Here is a 17,503-nt window from a genome sequence, read left to right on the forward strand (position 1 = left end):
GCTGGAAAGGCATGCTAGAAAGAAGCACTCAAGCCAATACCAAAAAAGTCGACCTGTGCATACTGATCGATAAATTCCTGCGAGCGCCGCGCATAGTAGGCGCTCCAGCGGTAGCGGCCGATGGGCAGCACCCATCCGGCCTGCCACTCCACCACGTGGGGTTCTTTTTCTACGCTGTGGCTGTCTTTGAATGTATTGCCGTCGAGAAATATATCCTGATGCACCAGCCGCAACTGCACATCGGAATACAGATACCAGCCACCGCCTGAACGCAGGCTGTTTTCCGGGCCGCTGATGTAGGGGGCAAATGCACTTACTCCGAAACTGGAATAGAGGTCCCGTCCCAGGCGCACCCCAGCTGCGGAAATCAGGGAGGTATTCACGTTGCCCAGATGACCGCCGAGGGTACCCGAAATTTCAAACTGCAGGCCATTCTCAGCCACCGTTTCAACGTGCGCCCATTTGCGCGCATAGCTCAACTGCAGTGTGGCTTCGTCGTGCAGCTGGTTGCTCCAGCCGTGAATATCATAGGTGCGAAGCAATTGATGGGTAGAGCGCTGTGCCTGCTCCGCTCCAGACGACGGCCCCACAATACCCAGTGAAAAATCCAAGCGATCAGCGGTGTTTAACGCACCACCGGGAATCAGGTCCACCGCTTGCAGGGCACCACCGAGATACAACCAACCCGCGTAAGGGCGATCGTATTCCAGTAGCTCGGTTTCAAAAATCTCAAAGGGAGTAAAAATCGCCTGGCCGATAAAAAACTGCGCGTTTAATTCGCGGTTTTGATAGCGGCCGGGCAGCAGAGATTGCATCCAGCCGGGAGGGTTATCGGCGGTATAGGAAAGCCTGAGTCCCTGGGTATAGTCGGCGTCGTTGACGCGTCCGAAAGAATCATTTTCCAGCTGCAGAGCAATAGTGCCCGCAGTGGCTGTGGTGCTACCGGCGGCGAGTAAAGCAGCACCCATCCATTGGATACCTGACTGCCACTGCAGCGAAAATCCGTTTCGCGTTTTCTTTTTCACGCATGGATTTTAGGAAAGCGGTGCCGAAGCTCCAGAAACTCGGGTAGACAGATGCGCCGGTCAATAAACCGGTCAGGTGACTGCGATCACCTCACTGGCGCGCTTTCCAAAGCCAGACAATGGCACCACTCAATGAACCGAAAACGGTTCCCAATAAATGGCTGGATACCGCTACTTCTGCACCAATTATCTCCCCGGTGGCAGCACTGGGACCCGCGGTCAATTCCCACGCCACTTTCGCCCAGCAACCGATCAGTAGCAGTGCCCCGGACCAGCGGCGCTGATACAGATCACTCAGCGCGCCAAAACAGAAGAGTCCGTGCAGAACCCCGGAAAGACCGTAATAGATTTCCACGCCCGGATAGCAAGTCCACAGCCCAAGGCTGATCAATACGGCCAACAGTGCCGTCAAACCCAGGTACGCGGCGACCGGGCGCCGCCCAAGCAAAGCGCTCTGCCCAAACACAAACCACAGCGCTACCACGGCGGCGCCATTGAGCATCAGGTGCGCGAGGTTCGTATGCACCAGATGCCCGGACAGCAGACGCCACCACTGGCCGGAAGCCAGCAGGGCGCGGTCATACATAAACCAGTCGGGATGCAGGGACTGCAGATACTGCAGCAGAGCGCAGAGTATCAGTATCAGTACAGGGCCGCCGATACTGCCGGCCAGGGTTGCTCGGTCTATCTCAGGTCTCTCCCTTGTGCGCAGACGTTACCTGCGTGGTGTAACAGGTCTGGGCGCACTATGGGTGAAAAGCCATTACTTGGCAATTCCCTCAGCGACCGGCAAATGAGACCGTTTACTCCTCCCCGGAAGCAACGCTGAGATCCATCCGATACACCGCCTCCCCGCGCGGGTTTACTTCCAGCAGTCGCGCCTTCGGCAACTGTGCCGCGATGAATTGCGCTACGCGCTCGGTATCCGGAGCGCGGAAGACGACCTCAAGATTCCCGTTGTCCGCTACCGGTACGAAGGACCAGTTGCCATCCGCGGCCGGGGTAACCGGACTGTTCGCGCGGATATAGTTGGCCAGCACCTGGCGGTTGGTATCCGGAGACTCGATCACAATATGCTCCTCCCCGGTACCGGCAAACATGCCACCGCCCGCGCGATAATTATTGGTGGCAACCAGAAATTGATCGTCAGCCGATACATCCCGTCCCTGGTATTGCAGGTTGACGATGCGCTCACCATCACTCACCTGAACACAGCTGCGGCTGTAACGCGCCGGCTGCGTCACGTCGATCTGGTAGCTTACCCCGTCAATGACATCGAAGTTGAAGCTGGGGAACCCGGCAAAATTCACCAGCTCCTGCCGCGTGCTGGAAGCGGTGTCGATCTGATTGAATTGCGATGCCGCACACTCCAGCCACTGCGTAAGCTCCGCCCCCGATACTTTGACCGCCACCAGCGTATTTGGATACACGTAGAGGTCGGCGGCATTCTTTACTTTTACCGTTCCTTTCGGCACCACCGTAAAGCTGCCCTCCTCCGCACAGATACCATCGCGGTCACACACCTTGAATGGCGCTGCAGCGGAGAGCACCGGCAGGTGCTGCAGGTTCACGTCGCCACGAATCAGCTGTTCCACATACCAGCGCTGTGCGTCATTCACGATCTGAATTGTCGGGTCGTCCTTGACCAGGGCCAGAAAACTGAAAATATCGTCGGTGGATTCACCAATGGGTTGGTTCATGTAGTCGATGGTGGCGCGGTGATCCTGTGACACCAATGTCTGCAGATCTCCGTCGGGCTCAACCGCTGGCGCGCCTTCGACAAAGATTGCGGGTGTGGATACAGCACTTCCCGCTACCATCCAGGTATCCGCAGCAATATCGTAATCCAGCACCAGATCAACCACCCCCAGGTGACTCCCCCAGTAACCGGGCATGACTGCCGGCACGCCTTTGATGGTACCCGCTTCAATATCAACCCCGGGTACCCCGGCAAACTGCTGCGAGGGGAACAGCAGATGGCTGTGGCCAAACAGGATGGCATCAATCCCCGGCACCTCCGCCAGGTGCCAGCTGCTGTTCGCCTCGAGATTGCGCGCGTCATACACTCGGGTGCTGATGCCGGAGTGGGGAATAGCCACCACGATGTCAGCACCCTGCGCGCGCATTTCCGGCACGAAGCGTTCAGCCATGGCGCGGATATCCCGAGTCTTCACCCGCCCTTCCAGCTTGCTTTTATCCCACTGCATAATCTGCGGCGGAACAAAACCAATAAAGCCGATGGTGATCTGGCGCGCTTTGCCATTGCGGTCCCGCAGGGTTTTCTCGATCAGCCGGTAGGGCTCGAAATACAGGCGATCATTTCCGTCGTCCGTATCTCCATCGTCAACAAAGATATTGGCGCTGATATAGGGGAAGTTTGCATCGTTGACGCTTTCCGCGAGAAATTCCAATCCGTAGTTGAACTCGTGGTTGCCGTAATTGGCCACGTCGTACTGCAGGGCATTCATGACTTTAAAAACCGGGTGCACCTCGCCTTCGGTGATGCCATCCGACTGACGCCAGTCGCCCATGGGGCTGCCCTGAATCAGGTCGCCGTTGTCCACCAACGCGCTGTTCTGTGGATATTCCAGTTCTGCGCGGGCGCGGCGGATCAGGCTGGCCGTGCGCACCAACCCCACCTTGGGATCCTCGGCGTCGCGGTAGTAGTTGTACCCCATCACATGGGCATGGATATCGGTGGTTTCCATCAGGCGCAGATCCACCTGCACTGTTTCACCGTCCACCTCGGAAAATGGCGAGGTGGCACCGCTGTGGTTATCACTGCAGCCGGCCAGCAGCGCTATCAGACCGCCACAAAAAGTGCGCCGAAAGGTGTATTTCTTTATGAAGGGATTTAAGAAGTTCATTTTCGCCATTCTTGCAGGTTGCGTAGACCAGAGAATGACAATCCGAAGCGAATTTTTCGCGAACGTTTTGTAACGGTTTGATGACACCGGGGGCACGCTCCCGGCTCAGGCTTCAGCCTCCCGTTCATGCACTTCCAGCGCCCTGAGCAGGACGCTGGTGACAACGGAGGTCAAGACTTTTTCAAAACACATACCTGATCACCGTAATAGTTGTCGCTGTAATTGCACTCGCACTCCACGACGGAAGCGGTTAAGAAGACGTTCATACTATTTCTCCCGGACTGTTTAATGAGAACGGGAGAAGAATAGCGCCAGGACCACGTATAGCACAAAGCAAACAAATCTCTAACCCTGATTGCAAATAGCTATGGACGACTCTGAACGGGGAAAGCGCCCATAACCAATCTGGAAATCGACCCCGACCAGGGTCAGACCAGATGAAAGACACTTGAGACACGCCAACGGAGCGCTCTCACACAGAAAACCGGCACTGCGTCCCATGCTGATTGGGAATATCGCGAAAAGTGCACTAAGTACGGTGGATTTACTGCGTTTTACACTACAGTTAAATGGTAACTATCCCGCCCCGGCCCTGCCCGGGGCCTGTATCACGCAGCAGGGAAGAGACGCAGCGTATAACGCAGATTGAGGTCGCCACCATGAATACGCACTTGCCGGTAAAACCCCAGAGTTCCCGTAAATCCGCCATGCTGACTACCCAGCACAAGGCTGAAGTTGCGCGGCAGAGCTCTCCGGCCAAGATCGGCAAAAGCATCGATAACCTCAGCCTTCGGTACCCGAAAGAGCTGGAGCATAGTTTTGTGCTTGGCAACAACTGATCCGGGGCAACATCGCCACCGCGACTCTCCGAATGGGCTGCTATCTTGAAGGTCACCCTCTGACCGAAAGGAGCAGCCATGGCCGCAATCCCTCTGAAGATCCTCGCCATTTCCGGCAGCCTGCGTAAAAGCTCGTTCAACAGTGCCGCACTGGAAACCGCCGCCGAAATTGCCGGCGAAAGGGCCGAGTTCACCTTTGCCAACCTCGCTGGTATCCCCCTTTACGATCAGGATCTACGCGACCTGGGTGTGCCGGAGGCCGTAGAGACTCTGCAGCAGCAGGTACTGGAAGCGGATGCCATTCTTTTTTCCACCCCCGAATACAATTACTCGGTGTCCGGCGTACTGAAAAACGCCATCGACTGGCTGTCGCGGGTGGACCCACAGCCGTTTGCCGACAAACCAGTGGCGGTGATGAGTGCGAGCATGAGCGCCTTGGGCGGCGCGCGGGCACAGTATGACCTGCGCCGAATCCTGATTTATCTGGATGCGCACTTTGTAAATAGACCAGAAGTGATGATCAGCTTTGCCCACAAGAAATTTGATGAGAATGGCGCACTGACAGATGGGGACACGCGGAAGTTTATTGGCAACCTGGTGCAGGCATTGGATCAGTGGGCCCGCCGGATCCGCGTAACAAATTAAAATTTCGGTCTCGACCTACCCTTCGTCGTCCTTTCCCATGCCATCCAAATGGGACTTGGCGGAGTGCATCACCCGCAGGGTAAAGAAAGTGAGCAGGCTGATCACAATCGCCACCTCCAGACGGTCGGTCGCCACGGCAAGCCCGATAGCACCGGTGGCCCACAGGCTCGCTGCCGTGGCCGTCCCTTGCACCCGCCCGACTTTCCCACCATCGGAGACACTTTTAAGAATCGCACCCCCGCCGATAAATCCCATGCCGGTAATTAGCCCCTCAATTACGCGGCCTTCGGCATCGGTGGAGGTCAAAACATCAAAACCCACCAGGGTGTAACCGCAAGCCGCGACGGCCACCAAAGGGAAAGTTCGCAGGCCCGCGGTGCGCTCATGCTTTTCCCTGTCCCAGCCAATGGGTAAAGCCAGCAGGTAGGCCACCGCCATATAGATGATGTGGTCCAGTACCAGTAGCCAGTCGACGTCCTTGAAGAGTTCCATCCATGCTCCTGCTCAAACCGGTGATTGACCGTTGCAGGCGAGTCTCGGAGTCAGACTGTCACCGGCACCTGCTGCTCATCACGGCGGTCGCCGCGATTCCACCACTTCTCATGGAAATAGTAGGCCACGGTATTACAGGCAGGTTCCACCAGCGCCAGCGCACTGCCGACCCAGAAGTCACCAGTAAGTACAAAACCAACGGTGAAGGCAACAAGCATATGCACGATCGCGAAGCTACAGGTCTTTTTCATAGGAACCATCCTCAACTCAGGCTGATTAATTTTTAACCAGAACAACCAATATGCCTATTATTGAGAACGATTCCTATTTTTAAAATACAACCAGATCCATAGTCCTGATTAGAATGACCAATCGGTACTGCCATACCTTAACGCCCTCATCACGGTGTCGCCACTGCCAGAAACAGGATAAGAGTAGAAGCCGTCAGGTAGTTTGCTGTACCCAGAAAATTCCCCACTGCCGTTTCAGAAATAGCCGACTGTGTCGGCATAGCGGATCAGTTCGCTACCGTAGTTACCACCCCACTCGTAACCGTACCGACGCTCCGCGTCGATCGCCATAATGTCGTATTGCTTGATACCCGAGCGATCAGCGAAGAAACCCACATCCTGACCCAGGTCGTAAAACCGGTACCACATGGTGCTGCCGCTTCTACTCTGAATAGGGTTGTAGTTATCATCGTCGCTACCGCTGGGGCGTTTGACATAAGCGGTATCCGCAACCTGTACCACCGGGCTGCGGTACCAGGCCAGTGCGGCGCGCACGGCGGCTTCCACTTGTTCGGTCTGCGGCTGCGACATCAGGAAGGCCGTCACCAGCATGGATTCCTTGCCGCTCTTGGAGGGCAGTTCGTAATCCCGCGCACCGCGGGGCTCAAAGGTCACCGGGTCGTGCTGGGCACACCATACGGTTTTTGCATCCGCCTGGGCGATCTGCGCCCTCAGAATAAACTCCACTCCTTTTGCAATTGCCGCCTCCATACGCACACGCTGCTCGTCAGTAAACAGATCGCCGTTCAGTGGCGCTTCCTCACGAACAGCGTGGTCGAGCAGGATGAGAACTCGTGCCATAGCCCCGTCGTTGAAGGTTACGTGGTTGGAATAGGTGGTGCCGGTACGCGCGGGGTATACCTGCGGCCAGCCACCGCTCTCGTACTGCATGGTCAACAGAAATTCCAGCGCCTTGCGCGCTCCATCGCGATACTGACTGTCGCCACTACGCTGATAGACATCAGCGAGGAACATCAACTCGGTTACCGTGGCATCGTTATCGATGGTGCCCAACTCAATACCACCGGCGCCGGTCCAGCCAGAGCGTGGGCTACTGCCATTCCAGGGTGCATCGTAGGTAGACGCATCATTTTTGTAAAAGCCGCCGTGGTCCATCTGCCAGGTGAGAATATGCTCTGCCCGAGCCTCGTCCGCTGAAAGACTGCTCCCCAACCAGGATTTGTAATTGTCCAACTCACCGTAAATCGGGTTGCCGGATTGCGGCAGCATCGGTGCTTCGCCGCCAGAGGAGGAGCCACTGGATGCGTTGCCACCAGAAGAACTGGAAGAAGAACCGGAGCTCGATGACGAGCTACTGGAGGAATTGAACACCGGTGGATCCGCATCGGAACCACTGCTGCCGCCACCGCAGGCGCTCAACATAAGCGATAGGGCCATCGCCGCGGCAGGGAAGAAAATTTTCATTGGCATGGATTCACCTTTAAAACCAGCGGGTAGTGGTAATCCCAGTACCCACGGCAAAAAAAGCCCCGTAAGCGGGGCAATAATGGCAAATTGATTGAGAGGATCTTTAGAACTGTACGTTTACACCCAGCTGGTAAGTGGGGCCATACGTCTCGCTCAGGAACATCATGTTTCCGTTGGAATATTCGTTGCCCTCAAAATACTGAATGTTGCTCTCATCGGTGATATTCACCGCGTCGAGGTACAGTTTTACGTTGTCATTGACGTTGTAGGTCGCCTTGATGTCGTAGGTAATACCGGCATCCTGATAAACATCAGACCAGGCCGCGCAGTTCTGGGAATAGCCCAGAGCCGCGTCCGCAGCAATATCGTCAGCGGTACAGGAACCGATGCGCTTGAGGATTTCGCTGCGGTAGTTGGTGATGAAACGCACGGAGAAGTCGTTGTTCTCCCAACCCAGCGTGGTGTTGACGGTCACGTCCGCCTGCTCCGGCATGCGGATGCTTTCTGCACGCACGGAGTCACCCACGTCTGCCTCGGAGTGCAGCAGAGTGAAGTTGGACTGGATGAAGAAGTTTGCCAGCAGACCTTCAACAAAGTACTGGTTGTAGGTCACTTCCAGGCCGTAAACCTCTGCTCTGTCACCATTCAAGTAAGTCTGGGCATTGGTCAGTTGCAGGTCGGATGGGATGTTAAACATAGTGACCTGATCCACCGGCAGGGTGTACGGCAGGTCTGCCAGGTTCAGGTTGGCACCGGCAACTTCAACGATAAAGTCATCAATCTGCTTGTAGAACGCTGCGCCCTGAATAAACAGGTTTTCACTGGCGTACCAGCCCAATGACACGTCGAAGTTAGTCGCGGTCATCGCATCCAGCTTCGGGTTACCGATTTCCAGTACGTTGTCCGCAGACATTGTCATGTTCTGGGATTTGTACGCATCGGTGAATTCGGCATCGGCGATTTCACCCTGCAGATCCGCCGGGCGGTCGGAACAGTTGTCGTCACCCAGGTTGGCCGCCGCATCGTAGTTACAGAAAATTACGCGGTCACGAACCTGTGCGTATGCACGTGCTTCATCGAAGGACGGACGAGTGAACGAGGTCCAGATAGAAGCGCGCAGCAGCAGGTCTTCACGTAGCTCGTCACGATAGTGCAGGCTGGGGAAGAAGCCGTCGTAGGAGTTGGAGGTATCATCCAGCGGTACAGCGATATCGAAAGATTCCAGCTGATCGGCACTCTCTTCGCGGTCGTTGCGGATAGAGAGGTAACCGGTGGAGTTGAAATCGGTTTTTTCGTAACGCACACCGGCAATCAGCGCCCCAGTTTCCGTCACCTGGAACTCACCCATGATGTAGGCCGCTGCGGTATCTTCAGTGATCTCGTAGTCGTTGCGGGTGCTTTCCAGCTCGCGCTGCTCCGGGTCGTAACTGTCCGCAATCTGGCGAGTGGCGGCGATCAGACGCTCCGCTTCCGCTTCGGTAATGAACTCGTGGTCGAACAGGGGGTTATCCGACATAAAGGTTTCGAAGTCACCGAGACGCGCACCAGCGTTTTCAAGGCAGACTTCATCGCCGGCACAACCAGCCACACGCTTGTCGTTGGGCACAATACTTACGCGGTTTTTATCGCGGTTGCGTTCGCGGTTTTTGATACGGAAACCGGTCTTGATGTAGTTCACCGGGCCCATATCAAAATCTTTACGCAGGTTGGCCATGGCCTGATCGATGGTGTCCTCGCGGAAGCTGTCCTCCATAAACAGGTTGTCGTACAGCATATAGGGCTGCACAGTTTCACCATACTGGTAACCGGACGGACCAAAACCACCTACGTCTGGCACTTCCACACCACCGGCGAGATCACTCAACTGATCCGGGTGGACGATCTGGCCGTTCAGGTAATCTTCGCCGGTAGTGCCGAGGGCACTGAGTTTACGCGCGCGGAACTGTACGCGGCGGCCATCGGGAGAATCCTGAGTGGCGTTGGAATGGGACAACTCATAGTCCACGGTCCAGTTATCCCCAAACAGGTTTTCGCCTCCGAGGGAGAATACCTTGGTATCGCTCTCGGATTCCTGAATAAAGAACTGTTGCTGCAGATCCATACCACCGGTACCAAACACATTGTTATCCGGGTCGAGATAAACAACTTCGTCATCGCTCGCCTGACCCCAACGGTAGTACTCGCGCAGTGCGGTATCTTCGTCGGTGTAGACGGTATTACTGAAGCGCGCGTAGTACTTACTGTTATCGTTTGGACGGTACTCGAGATCGAATATACCAGCGATACGCTCGCGCTCGGCATTTTCCTGGCGATTCTGTAATTCGAACGGAATCAGCATCGGGCTATCAGCGCCATCCAAAGTGATGTAACGCGGCAGGCTGGTATCGTGTGCCCGCGATTCGTAGCCTTCCGTCACGCGGTTCTCGTAGGACAGGGAGTAGCTGAAACCAATGGTTTCGTCGGCAAATATATTAGTGCCCTGCAGGGTCAGCTTGGGGGAGGACTCTCCGCTCTGCTCCTGGAAGGCACCCTGAGCGCGCAGCTTAATGGTGTCTTCGCCACGGTCCAAGGCTGAAATCGTGGTGACGTTTACACTACCACCGATAGAGTTCAGATCCATATCCGGAGTGAGGGACTTGAGCACTTCGATGGACTGCAGTACATCTGCGGGCAAGGCATCAAGGGAAAAGCCGCGGCTCTCACTATCCGCGGCACCACCGCCGCTATTGGCCATTTCAGAACCGTTCATCTGTACGGATACGAAGCCCGGGCCGAGACCACGCAGGTTGATAAATTTACCTTCACCCTCGGAGCTCTGCAGGGTAATACCCGGCAGACGTTGCAAGGATTCCGCCACATTCTGGTCGGCGAAATTACCGGAATCGTCCTGGGTAATGACGGAACTAAATACGTCTTTATTGCGCTCCGCCTGACGGGCATTGAGCTCAGCGCTCTTAACACCTTCGACATAGACTTCTTCAATTGAAAAATCTGAAGGAACTTCTGCCTTGCTTTCTTCCACTTGCTGATTTGCTTCTTGAGCCATCAGGCTGGTGGAAGCTGCCATGGCGATGGCCACGGCGAGAATCTGTTTTTTATAAGTCATTTTGACTCTCCCATCGGTTTTATGCGGCCTGCTGGTTTTTACGCTCAGACCGTTCGATGTTTTTTATCGCGGGCCGCATCAAACCTGCGGCCCGCGAGTTCCCCTGTTGGATTACTGGTAGCTCACCTTGAAGTTATCGATGACAACAGCCTTGTCTTCCGTGCCGCTGTCGCAGCGAATTTGCAGGAAGGAATTGGCTGTACCGATATGCGCATCCGGATCGCTGGCAATGGTGACAGTGCCTTCAGGCTGGTCGCCATCGGCCATCACGGCGGCGTATGCTTCAAACACTTTAGAGTCACCACCATGCACGGACTTGCCAGAGCTGGAGGTGTTGTTGTCCACATACACCTGGCACTTACCGCTATCCAGTGACACGTTGGGGTTTTCCACCACGTCGAAGCTGATTACGTAAGGTTTGCTCAAGTCCAGGTCGCCACGGCCTGCGGTATCAGTTTCCGCAGTATCGGTACCGTGCAGGGCATCACCAATGGAGAAGCGTGCGTTGTGCAGCGCGAGGGTGCCGCCGGCAACAGTGATCCGAGAACCGCCACTGGTTACATTGAACATCGGCTTGCTGGCGTCGCCAGACTGGGCACGATAGGCCGCGTCGAAGAAGTTGGTATCCTCGGTATCGGAGTCTTCAACCAGACCTACACCGTTGAAGTTTTCTTCGAATGCAGCGGAAGCATCGGCACCGGCGTACACATCCAGCTCACCGATTCCGCCAGGCAGTTCGCCGACCAGCTGATCCGCCGCGACTGCCGCCGCCCCATTGTCACTCCAAACCAGCCAGTCAAGGTTGGCATGGAAGGCACTACCGGATCCTTCACCAATACGGAACAGGCTTGCAGAGCCGCCAGAGCGACCCGGGCCAGTGAAGTTACCCACTTCGACACCATCGCGATAAACAACGGCATTGATGTTGTCAGCGCCCGCTGCCGGATCATTCACGGTGAAGTTGATCTGGTAGGTGTGGTAGCCATCGGTGAAATCCAGATCACTCACCTCTGCGGTTTCTTCATCGGGGAGGAATTTCTCGATCTGAAGTTTTCCGGAGTCCGGACGCAGAATTGCCTTCATGCGACGGTCGTCAATGTGCGTTTCGATTTCGAAACCGCGCGCACCCTGACTTTCGGCCTTGGCATTATCGATGCGCGCAATCCAGGTAAAGTGCTTCGGATAGGCGCCATCGGCGACGATGCCATCCAGGTCACCCACTGGCTTGGTTTCGCTGTCGCCATCGAGGGTATCCAGCTCCATGATCCCCTGTGGGCTCACTTCGAACCATTTCAATTCTTCATCCGCGAAGGAGAAATTGGTCTGCTCGCTGCCGTTGATTACAACTGCTCCAAGGTCACCCGGGTGAGTACAACCGTCGTAAACACTCCAGATAATGGCGTTGGTTGCGGAAGGATCAACAGAGGTGGTCGGAGTACAGTTGTCGCCAACCGGAGCTTCCGGAGTTCCGGTCGCAGAGGCACTCCATTCGCTCGGGCCAACGTTGTTTACACCGCGTACCCACACGTAGTAGGTGGTACCGTTTTCCAGCTCGGTCAGAGTGGTCGAGGTCTCGGTCAGGCCAGACATTACTTCCGCAGCAGACACATCGTCAGTAGTGCCATAGGCGAGATCATAACTTGCCGCTCCCAGCACAGAGCCCCAGCTCACCGCCATTTGGGCGTCGGTGGCAAAGGTGGTCGGCGCTTTCGGCGCATCTGGAGCCACGGCGGGCTCAAATACGGTACAGGCTGGCAGGTCAGCCTGGCCATCTTCGCTCTGCTTCTCGATCAGAAGGTCATCGATAATTGCGGTACCGCCACTGGATACACGCAGCTGCAGGAAAGAATTCTGGGTACCGATCACAGCGTCCTTGATATCGACAACATCGCCACCGGCCTGCAGGTAAGTTTCTCCAGGAATATTGATCACCACACGCTCGCCAGGAACAAGAGAGCCGGTCTCTACATCGAAAATACGCGAGCCCAGTGAGCCACCACCGTGAATGGAGTCAGCCTCGGAACTGGTGTTGTTATCTACGTAGATCTGGGTTTTGGAGCCCGATCCGCTGGCAGATGCCACACAGAAAGAAATGCGGTAGGGCTCGGAAAGGTCCAGTTCACCCCAGCCTGAGCCGCCGTCGGAACCAGGAGTGGAGTCTTTCTTGGGATCTTTCCCATCTGCAGCCATATCAGACAGAGTCTGGCCAATACTGAAACGCGCGTTGCTGATCAGCAGGGAGGCATCGCCAGCATCGCTGACGATCCCCAGGCGTTCTTTGCTATCGACCGTGATCTCCATGCTGGGATCGTCCTGGTCGAAGAAACAGCAGGTGGGATAGTAGAGAGCGGGACGCGCATCTTCGTATTCACTGCTATCAGCAGTGGCCAGCGCCTTGTAGTTGGGACTGAAGAAATCGATGGTGTCGCTCTGATCAAACCCGGTGTATTCACCAAAGTTTTCCACAAGCGGAAGCGGCGTGTTGCTGATTCCGCTCTCTTCCGGCGGTACAACCACCACCGGTGGTGGTTCAGGCAGGTCGGCGATATCGCCCTCCCCTGCAGAACTGCTACCACCGCCGCCACAGGCGGTCAGTGTCCCCATAATGCACAGCGCGAGTGCGGACTTTGCCCAAGGTAAAGGTTTCATGCTCACCCCTTCTCTCTCATTGTCGTCGTTATTCTTATGAGTCCGGATACTTCAGTCGGATGCCGCGCCGTTAGAATTGTTGTGCGCGGTAGCCACCCAGACCCAGCCAGATACTTATTGGTTAGACAATGAAACCAGATTGGTTAGGCATATACAACCATTTGTACCAACTAAGCGCTGCAGTTATTGACACATCTGCCTGACCGGAAGAATTTGGCGCAATAGCGAATGTTTTTTGAGCAAATCTGACGGGTTAACGGGTACAGGAGTTTTCACACCTACCGCAAATTGGGTGGTTAATAGACGCAATGGCGACCTGGAACCTGAGAATTGGCTTGTCCAAAAAGGTAGCCATTTCGCCATTCTTTAGTTGATTGAAGCTGACTTTCTCTGTACCGCTAAACAGAAAAACCCACCCGCCCTGAAGAGCGGATGGGTTTTGGTTCTGTGTGATGGAGTTACATCGGCGCCCTTACTGGCAACTTGCACCACCGAGACCGATCACATAATTCTGATCATTGGCCAGCGGAGAGTTGAACGGGATATGTCCGTCTTTACCTGCGGTGGCAATAATGTAATCCGCCTGCGCCTGGCCCGCCGGGCGACCTTGTGCAGCGATCACATTGCGAGAGGCCTGTGAGTAGTTCTGCGAAAGATCCGATACGGAACCGGAGCTGTCACTGATGGTGTACACCAGAGACGAATCCAGGTTACACGCGGCATCGGAGAACCACACCTTGCTGCCTTCGCTGCGGAAGTTTCCACCGTCCACATCGCGGGCCAGCTGCTCGCCGCGCTCATTCAACGCCTGTACCACGTCATCCTTTTCCTGGAAGTCGCGATTCATCATGAAGGTGTTGTCTTCCCACAGCACCGTCGCACCCACACGCACACTCAGGATGTCCTTGCGATAGTTCATAAAGAAGTTATCAAACATGTGTGAGGTGCCGCGACGGATCAGCGGGATACGACGCAGGGTGTTACCCAGGCTGTTGTAGTGATCGTCGGTGGTGATAAACGCGTTGTGATGCATGGTGGTGGTGATCTGCTCGTTGATGGTCCGAGAGTCACTGGAACCGTGCAGAGAAGCGCGCTTCACGTTGATCAGCTTGTTGAAGGAAATGGTGATGTCGTAGGCACCCACTTTCACATCAAACGCCGCGTCACCGGTGGTGTCGAAGGTGTTCTTGTGAATCCAGATGTCGTGGGACGCACCGGTATTGCGGATCATGTCCGGGTCGAGGCCGTGGTCCTCAACGTGACCGGCACCGCGGAAATCCAGGTGAGTCAGGATCACGCTCTGCTCGGTTTCCACCGGCTGACCGCTGCTGTCGGAACCGATGGCAAAACCGTTGAAGCGGAAGTAACCGTTACTGAAACGTCCGTCGAGTGTTTTATTGGAGCCGATCTTCGCATTGCGGATGGGCAGATCCTTGTCGTCCAGACGGTTGTTGAAAAACTCCGACAGACAGGAATCACCGGATAGACCATTGCTGGAACACCAGCTGCGGAAATCGCGACACTGGGCTTCGCTGCCGTTGATCGCAGACTGCACGGAAGAGTCGCCACAGAAATTGCGATGCATGGAGATTTCGGTTTCGTTGGCAAAATCAAATTTGTCGAACACGATCCAGTTGTGCTCGTCGCCGGTGATGGCGTCGAGAATCTGCTGCTCAACCGGAACACTGCTGTTCTTGGTGATTACCGTCAGCTTGCTGTTGCCGTTGGGATCGTAACCACCCATCGCGTTTTCACCGTAACCCACCGGACGACCAAGGGTTTCATACAGACACTGCACAATCTTCTGATCGGTATCCAGCACGGAAGAATCGCGCCAGTTTACGTTCGGGTCGGTCGCTAGCGTATAGCACGCGTTGCTGATGCCACCGGAGGACGACCCGCCGGATCCGGAACCAGAACCACTGCCTGAGCTGCTACTGGAGCTACTAGACGAGGAACTGCTACCGCCGGAAGAGCCGGAACCGCTACCACCGGAAGAAGAGCTTGAAGAAGAACTGCTGGAGCCGCCACCACCGGATGAGGAGCTGCCGCCACCATTACAGTCGCCTGCACTCGGGGCGGCACCAGAAATGGAAAGGCTGTCGATATTCGCGAGGCCACTGCTACCGGTCGCTTGCAGGCGGATTTCGTTGTAGCCCGCATTCAGCCACACGGTCACGGAACCGCTGTCAGCGTAGTTACCCCAGGCACCGGTGCCTGGCAGACTGACGTTAGTCTGCGCACCGTTATTCACCAGCACAGATCCCGGGCGGTCACTACTGCCATTGGCGTAACGCCACTGCAGGGTGTAGTTACCCGCTGCCGGCACCACCACGGACCAGTCGACACCCATTCCGCTTTCGTTGTCGGTGTTGGCATAGCCGCTACCGGTATAGCCGCTGTGTTCGGATTCCACCGCGCCGTCCACAGCACAATAGCCCGCTTCAGATTCCTGCAGAACTAACGTAGATGGTATACCGCCGCCCCCGGAAGAGCTTGATGAAGAAGAGGAGGAAGACGAGCTGCCGCCACCAGAGGACGAGCCGCTGCCGCTCGCGTTATAGACTTCAAACTCGGCAATCTGCGGTGCACTGCTGGCACTATCAATCATTAAGTTGACTTTATCCATGCTGACATCGCCAACATAAACCTGCAGCGCGGAACCAATGCCATTTCCGGACGCAAGCTCAGCACCGGTATCGTTATTTACCAGACGCCAACGCTGCACATTGCTACCGATTTCGCGGATCACGACCGTATTGAAATCACCGCCGAAGTTTTTCACCGAGATTCGCTCGCCACTTGTGGAGCTCGGTTGCCAGTAGCTGCCCAGATCGCCGTCCACGGCGTTACCGTAGCTGCTGCCACCGCCTTTACTGGACCCGTCGGCGTCGCCCGAGAATGCGAGGTTTGGCCCCAGATCTCCGCCACCGGAGCTGGACCCGCTGCCGCCAGACGAAGAGGAACTACTGCTAGATGATGACGAGCTACCACCAGAACTGGAGCCGGAGCCGCTGCCACCGGAAGAGCTGGAGCTGCTGGAACTGGAGGAGCTGACCGAACAGCTGCTGTCCGCTACCTGGTTCCCTTTGTTCGCGCCCGCAGTAGAGGCAACCACTTGCGGCACCAGGTTGCCATTACATAGTTGATAACTGTATGGAATGTTGATGGAGGTGGTGGACGTCGGATTCGGGCCGGCCGGGTGGTTGTCATCGCCGTCTTCCGTCCAGGTAATATTGGACCAGATGTTGCCACTGACTTCCCAGTAACCCATATCATTGGTGTAGAAAGTACCGAGCGGATCCTTCGAGTCCTCGAAGTAATTATTTTCTGCTTTTATTTTGCCGCCGATACGAGGGTTCATACCGGATTTATTGATGCCCACATAGTGATTGTTATAGGCATGCGCAGTTGCGCCGCGTAACAACGGGGTACGGGAATCAATGTTCTGGTAGAGATTGTGGTGGAAGGTAACCGGGCCATTATTGGTATCGCCATCGCTGGAACCAACGAGACCACCGCGACCAGAATTCCGCAGAATACTGTAAGAAAGGGTCACGTATTTTGTGTCCGCTTTCATATCGAACAGAGCATCGTAACCATCACTCTCGCCACCCTGCGCCTCGAGGGTCAGGTGATCCGCCCAAACATTGTAAACGCCACTTTCCATACCAATGGCATCACCACCGTTGGAGGTGGGAGAACCGGATTTTTTCACATTCCGCACATGGAGGTTCTGCAGAATGATGTTGGATGCGTTGCGCAGGTGAATTCCCAGCTCATCGAACAGCGCGCCGTTGCCAACACCGATGATGGAGATATTACTGACGTCCTTGATTTCAATCTTGTCGTCGGCGGTGTTACAGCTATCGCCGGACACCTTGCTGGTGTTGCCGTGATTGATGGTGCCTTCGACGTGAATGATGACGGGGGTGTCGTCGGATGCCCGGTTACACAGGGCCTCGTGAATCTGGGTACCGGTAGTGGCATACACTATATTGCCACCGGCACCGCCAGTAGTGCCGCCATTTAATGTGGCATACCCCGTGGCCTGAGCGGAGACATCCGCGGCCGCAAAGGTGCCCAGCAATGTACTCAACATTGCTGCTCTCTTCAGCTTGATTTGCATGTGACCTTCCATTGTTATTTTTACTGTTGATCA

11 protein-coding genes are annotated in these 17,503 nt (G+C 55.6%); 2 read left to right on the forward strand and 9 right to left on the reverse strand.

Features of this window, described 5'->3' with window-relative positions:
- Window positions 1–14: 14 nt before the first annotated feature.
- The 3 genes from AU11_RS12020 to AU11_RS12030 form a co-directional block, all read right to left on the reverse strand.
- The gene (locus AU11_RS12020; protein WP_043319600.1) at window positions 15–968 is read right to left on the reverse strand and encodes a lipid A deacylase LpxR family protein; all 954 of its coding nucleotides are present in this window, start codon (window positions 966–968) and stop codon (window positions 15–17) included.
- A gap of 148 nt (window positions 969–1,116) precedes the next feature.
- Window positions 1,117–1,611 carry a rhombosortase gene (gene rrtA / locus AU11_RS12025; protein WP_051687218.1) on the reverse strand — a complete coding sequence of 165 codons (495 nt, stop codon included), beginning with the start codon at window positions 1,609–1,611 and terminating at the stop codon, window positions 1,117–1,119.
- Window positions 1,612–1,828: 217 nt separating this feature from the next.
- Window positions 1,829–3,892, reverse strand: coding sequence for a bifunctional 2',3'-cyclic-nucleotide 2'-phosphodiesterase/3'-nucleotidase (locus AU11_RS12030; protein WP_081848181.1), 2,064 nt, complete (start codon window positions 3,890–3,892; stop codon window positions 1,829–1,831).
- Between the two features lie 659 nt (window positions 3,893–4,551).
- Here AU11_RS12030 and AU11_RS12035 point away from each other — a divergent pair.
- Together AU11_RS12035 and AU11_RS12040 are read left to right on the forward strand one after the other, a co-directional pair.
- Window positions 4,552–4,731: a hypothetical protein gene (locus tag AU11_RS12035; protein ID WP_043319601.1), complete on the forward strand. Its 180-nt coding sequence runs from the start codon at window positions 4,552–4,554 to the stop codon at window positions 4,729–4,731.
- A 78-nt stretch (window positions 4,732–4,809) separates the two neighbouring features.
- On the forward strand, window positions 4,810–5,376 hold the full coding sequence (locus AU11_RS12040) for an NADPH-dependent FMN reductase (RefSeq protein ID WP_043319602.1): 567 nt from the start codon (window positions 4,810–4,812) through the stop codon (window positions 5,374–5,376).
- A gap of 15 nt (window positions 5,377–5,391) precedes the next feature.
- Here the strand turns inward: AU11_RS12040 and AU11_RS12045 are convergent, their stop codons facing one another.
- From AU11_RS12045 to AU11_RS12075, 6 genes are all read right to left on the reverse strand, one after another.
- The gene (locus AU11_RS12045) at window positions 5,392–5,868 is read right to left on the reverse strand and encodes an MgtC/SapB family protein (RefSeq protein ID WP_043319604.1); all 477 of its coding nucleotides are present in this window, start codon (window positions 5,866–5,868) and stop codon (window positions 5,392–5,394) included.
- Between the two features lie 50 nt (window positions 5,869–5,918).
- A complete protein-coding gene (locus tag AU11_RS12050; RefSeq protein WP_043319605.1) occupies window positions 5,919–6,119 on the reverse strand; it encodes a DUF2061 domain-containing protein in 201 nt (66 codons plus the stop codon).
- Between the two features lie 234 nt (window positions 6,120–6,353).
- Entirely contained in the window at window positions 6,354–7,589 is a 1,236-nt protein-coding gene (gene pelA / locus AU11_RS12055) for a pectate lyase (RefSeq protein ID WP_081848090.1), read from the reverse strand.
- Between the two features lie 100 nt (window positions 7,590–7,689).
- A complete protein-coding gene (locus AU11_RS12065) occupies window positions 7,690–10,692 on the reverse strand; it encodes a TonB-dependent receptor (protein WP_043319608.1) in 3,003 nt (1,000 codons plus the stop codon).
- A gap of 111 nt (window positions 10,693–10,803) precedes the next feature.
- A complete protein-coding gene (locus tag AU11_RS12070) occupies window positions 10,804–13,341 on the reverse strand; it encodes a fibronectin type III domain-containing protein (RefSeq protein ID WP_043319609.1) in 2,538 nt (845 codons plus the stop codon).
- Between the two features lie 472 nt (window positions 13,342–13,813).
- Window positions 13,814–17,443 carry a CBM35 domain-containing protein gene (locus AU11_RS12075; protein ID WP_231491880.1) on the reverse strand — a complete coding sequence of 1,210 codons (3,630 nt, stop codon included), beginning with the start codon at window positions 17,441–17,443 and terminating at the stop codon, window positions 13,814–13,816.
- Window positions 17,444–17,503: the final 60 nt, after the last annotated feature.

It is taken from the genome of Microbulbifer sp. HZ11 (assembly GCF_000708675.1).
Lineage (GTDB): Bacteria > Pseudomonadota > Gammaproteobacteria > Pseudomonadales > Cellvibrionaceae > Microbulbifer.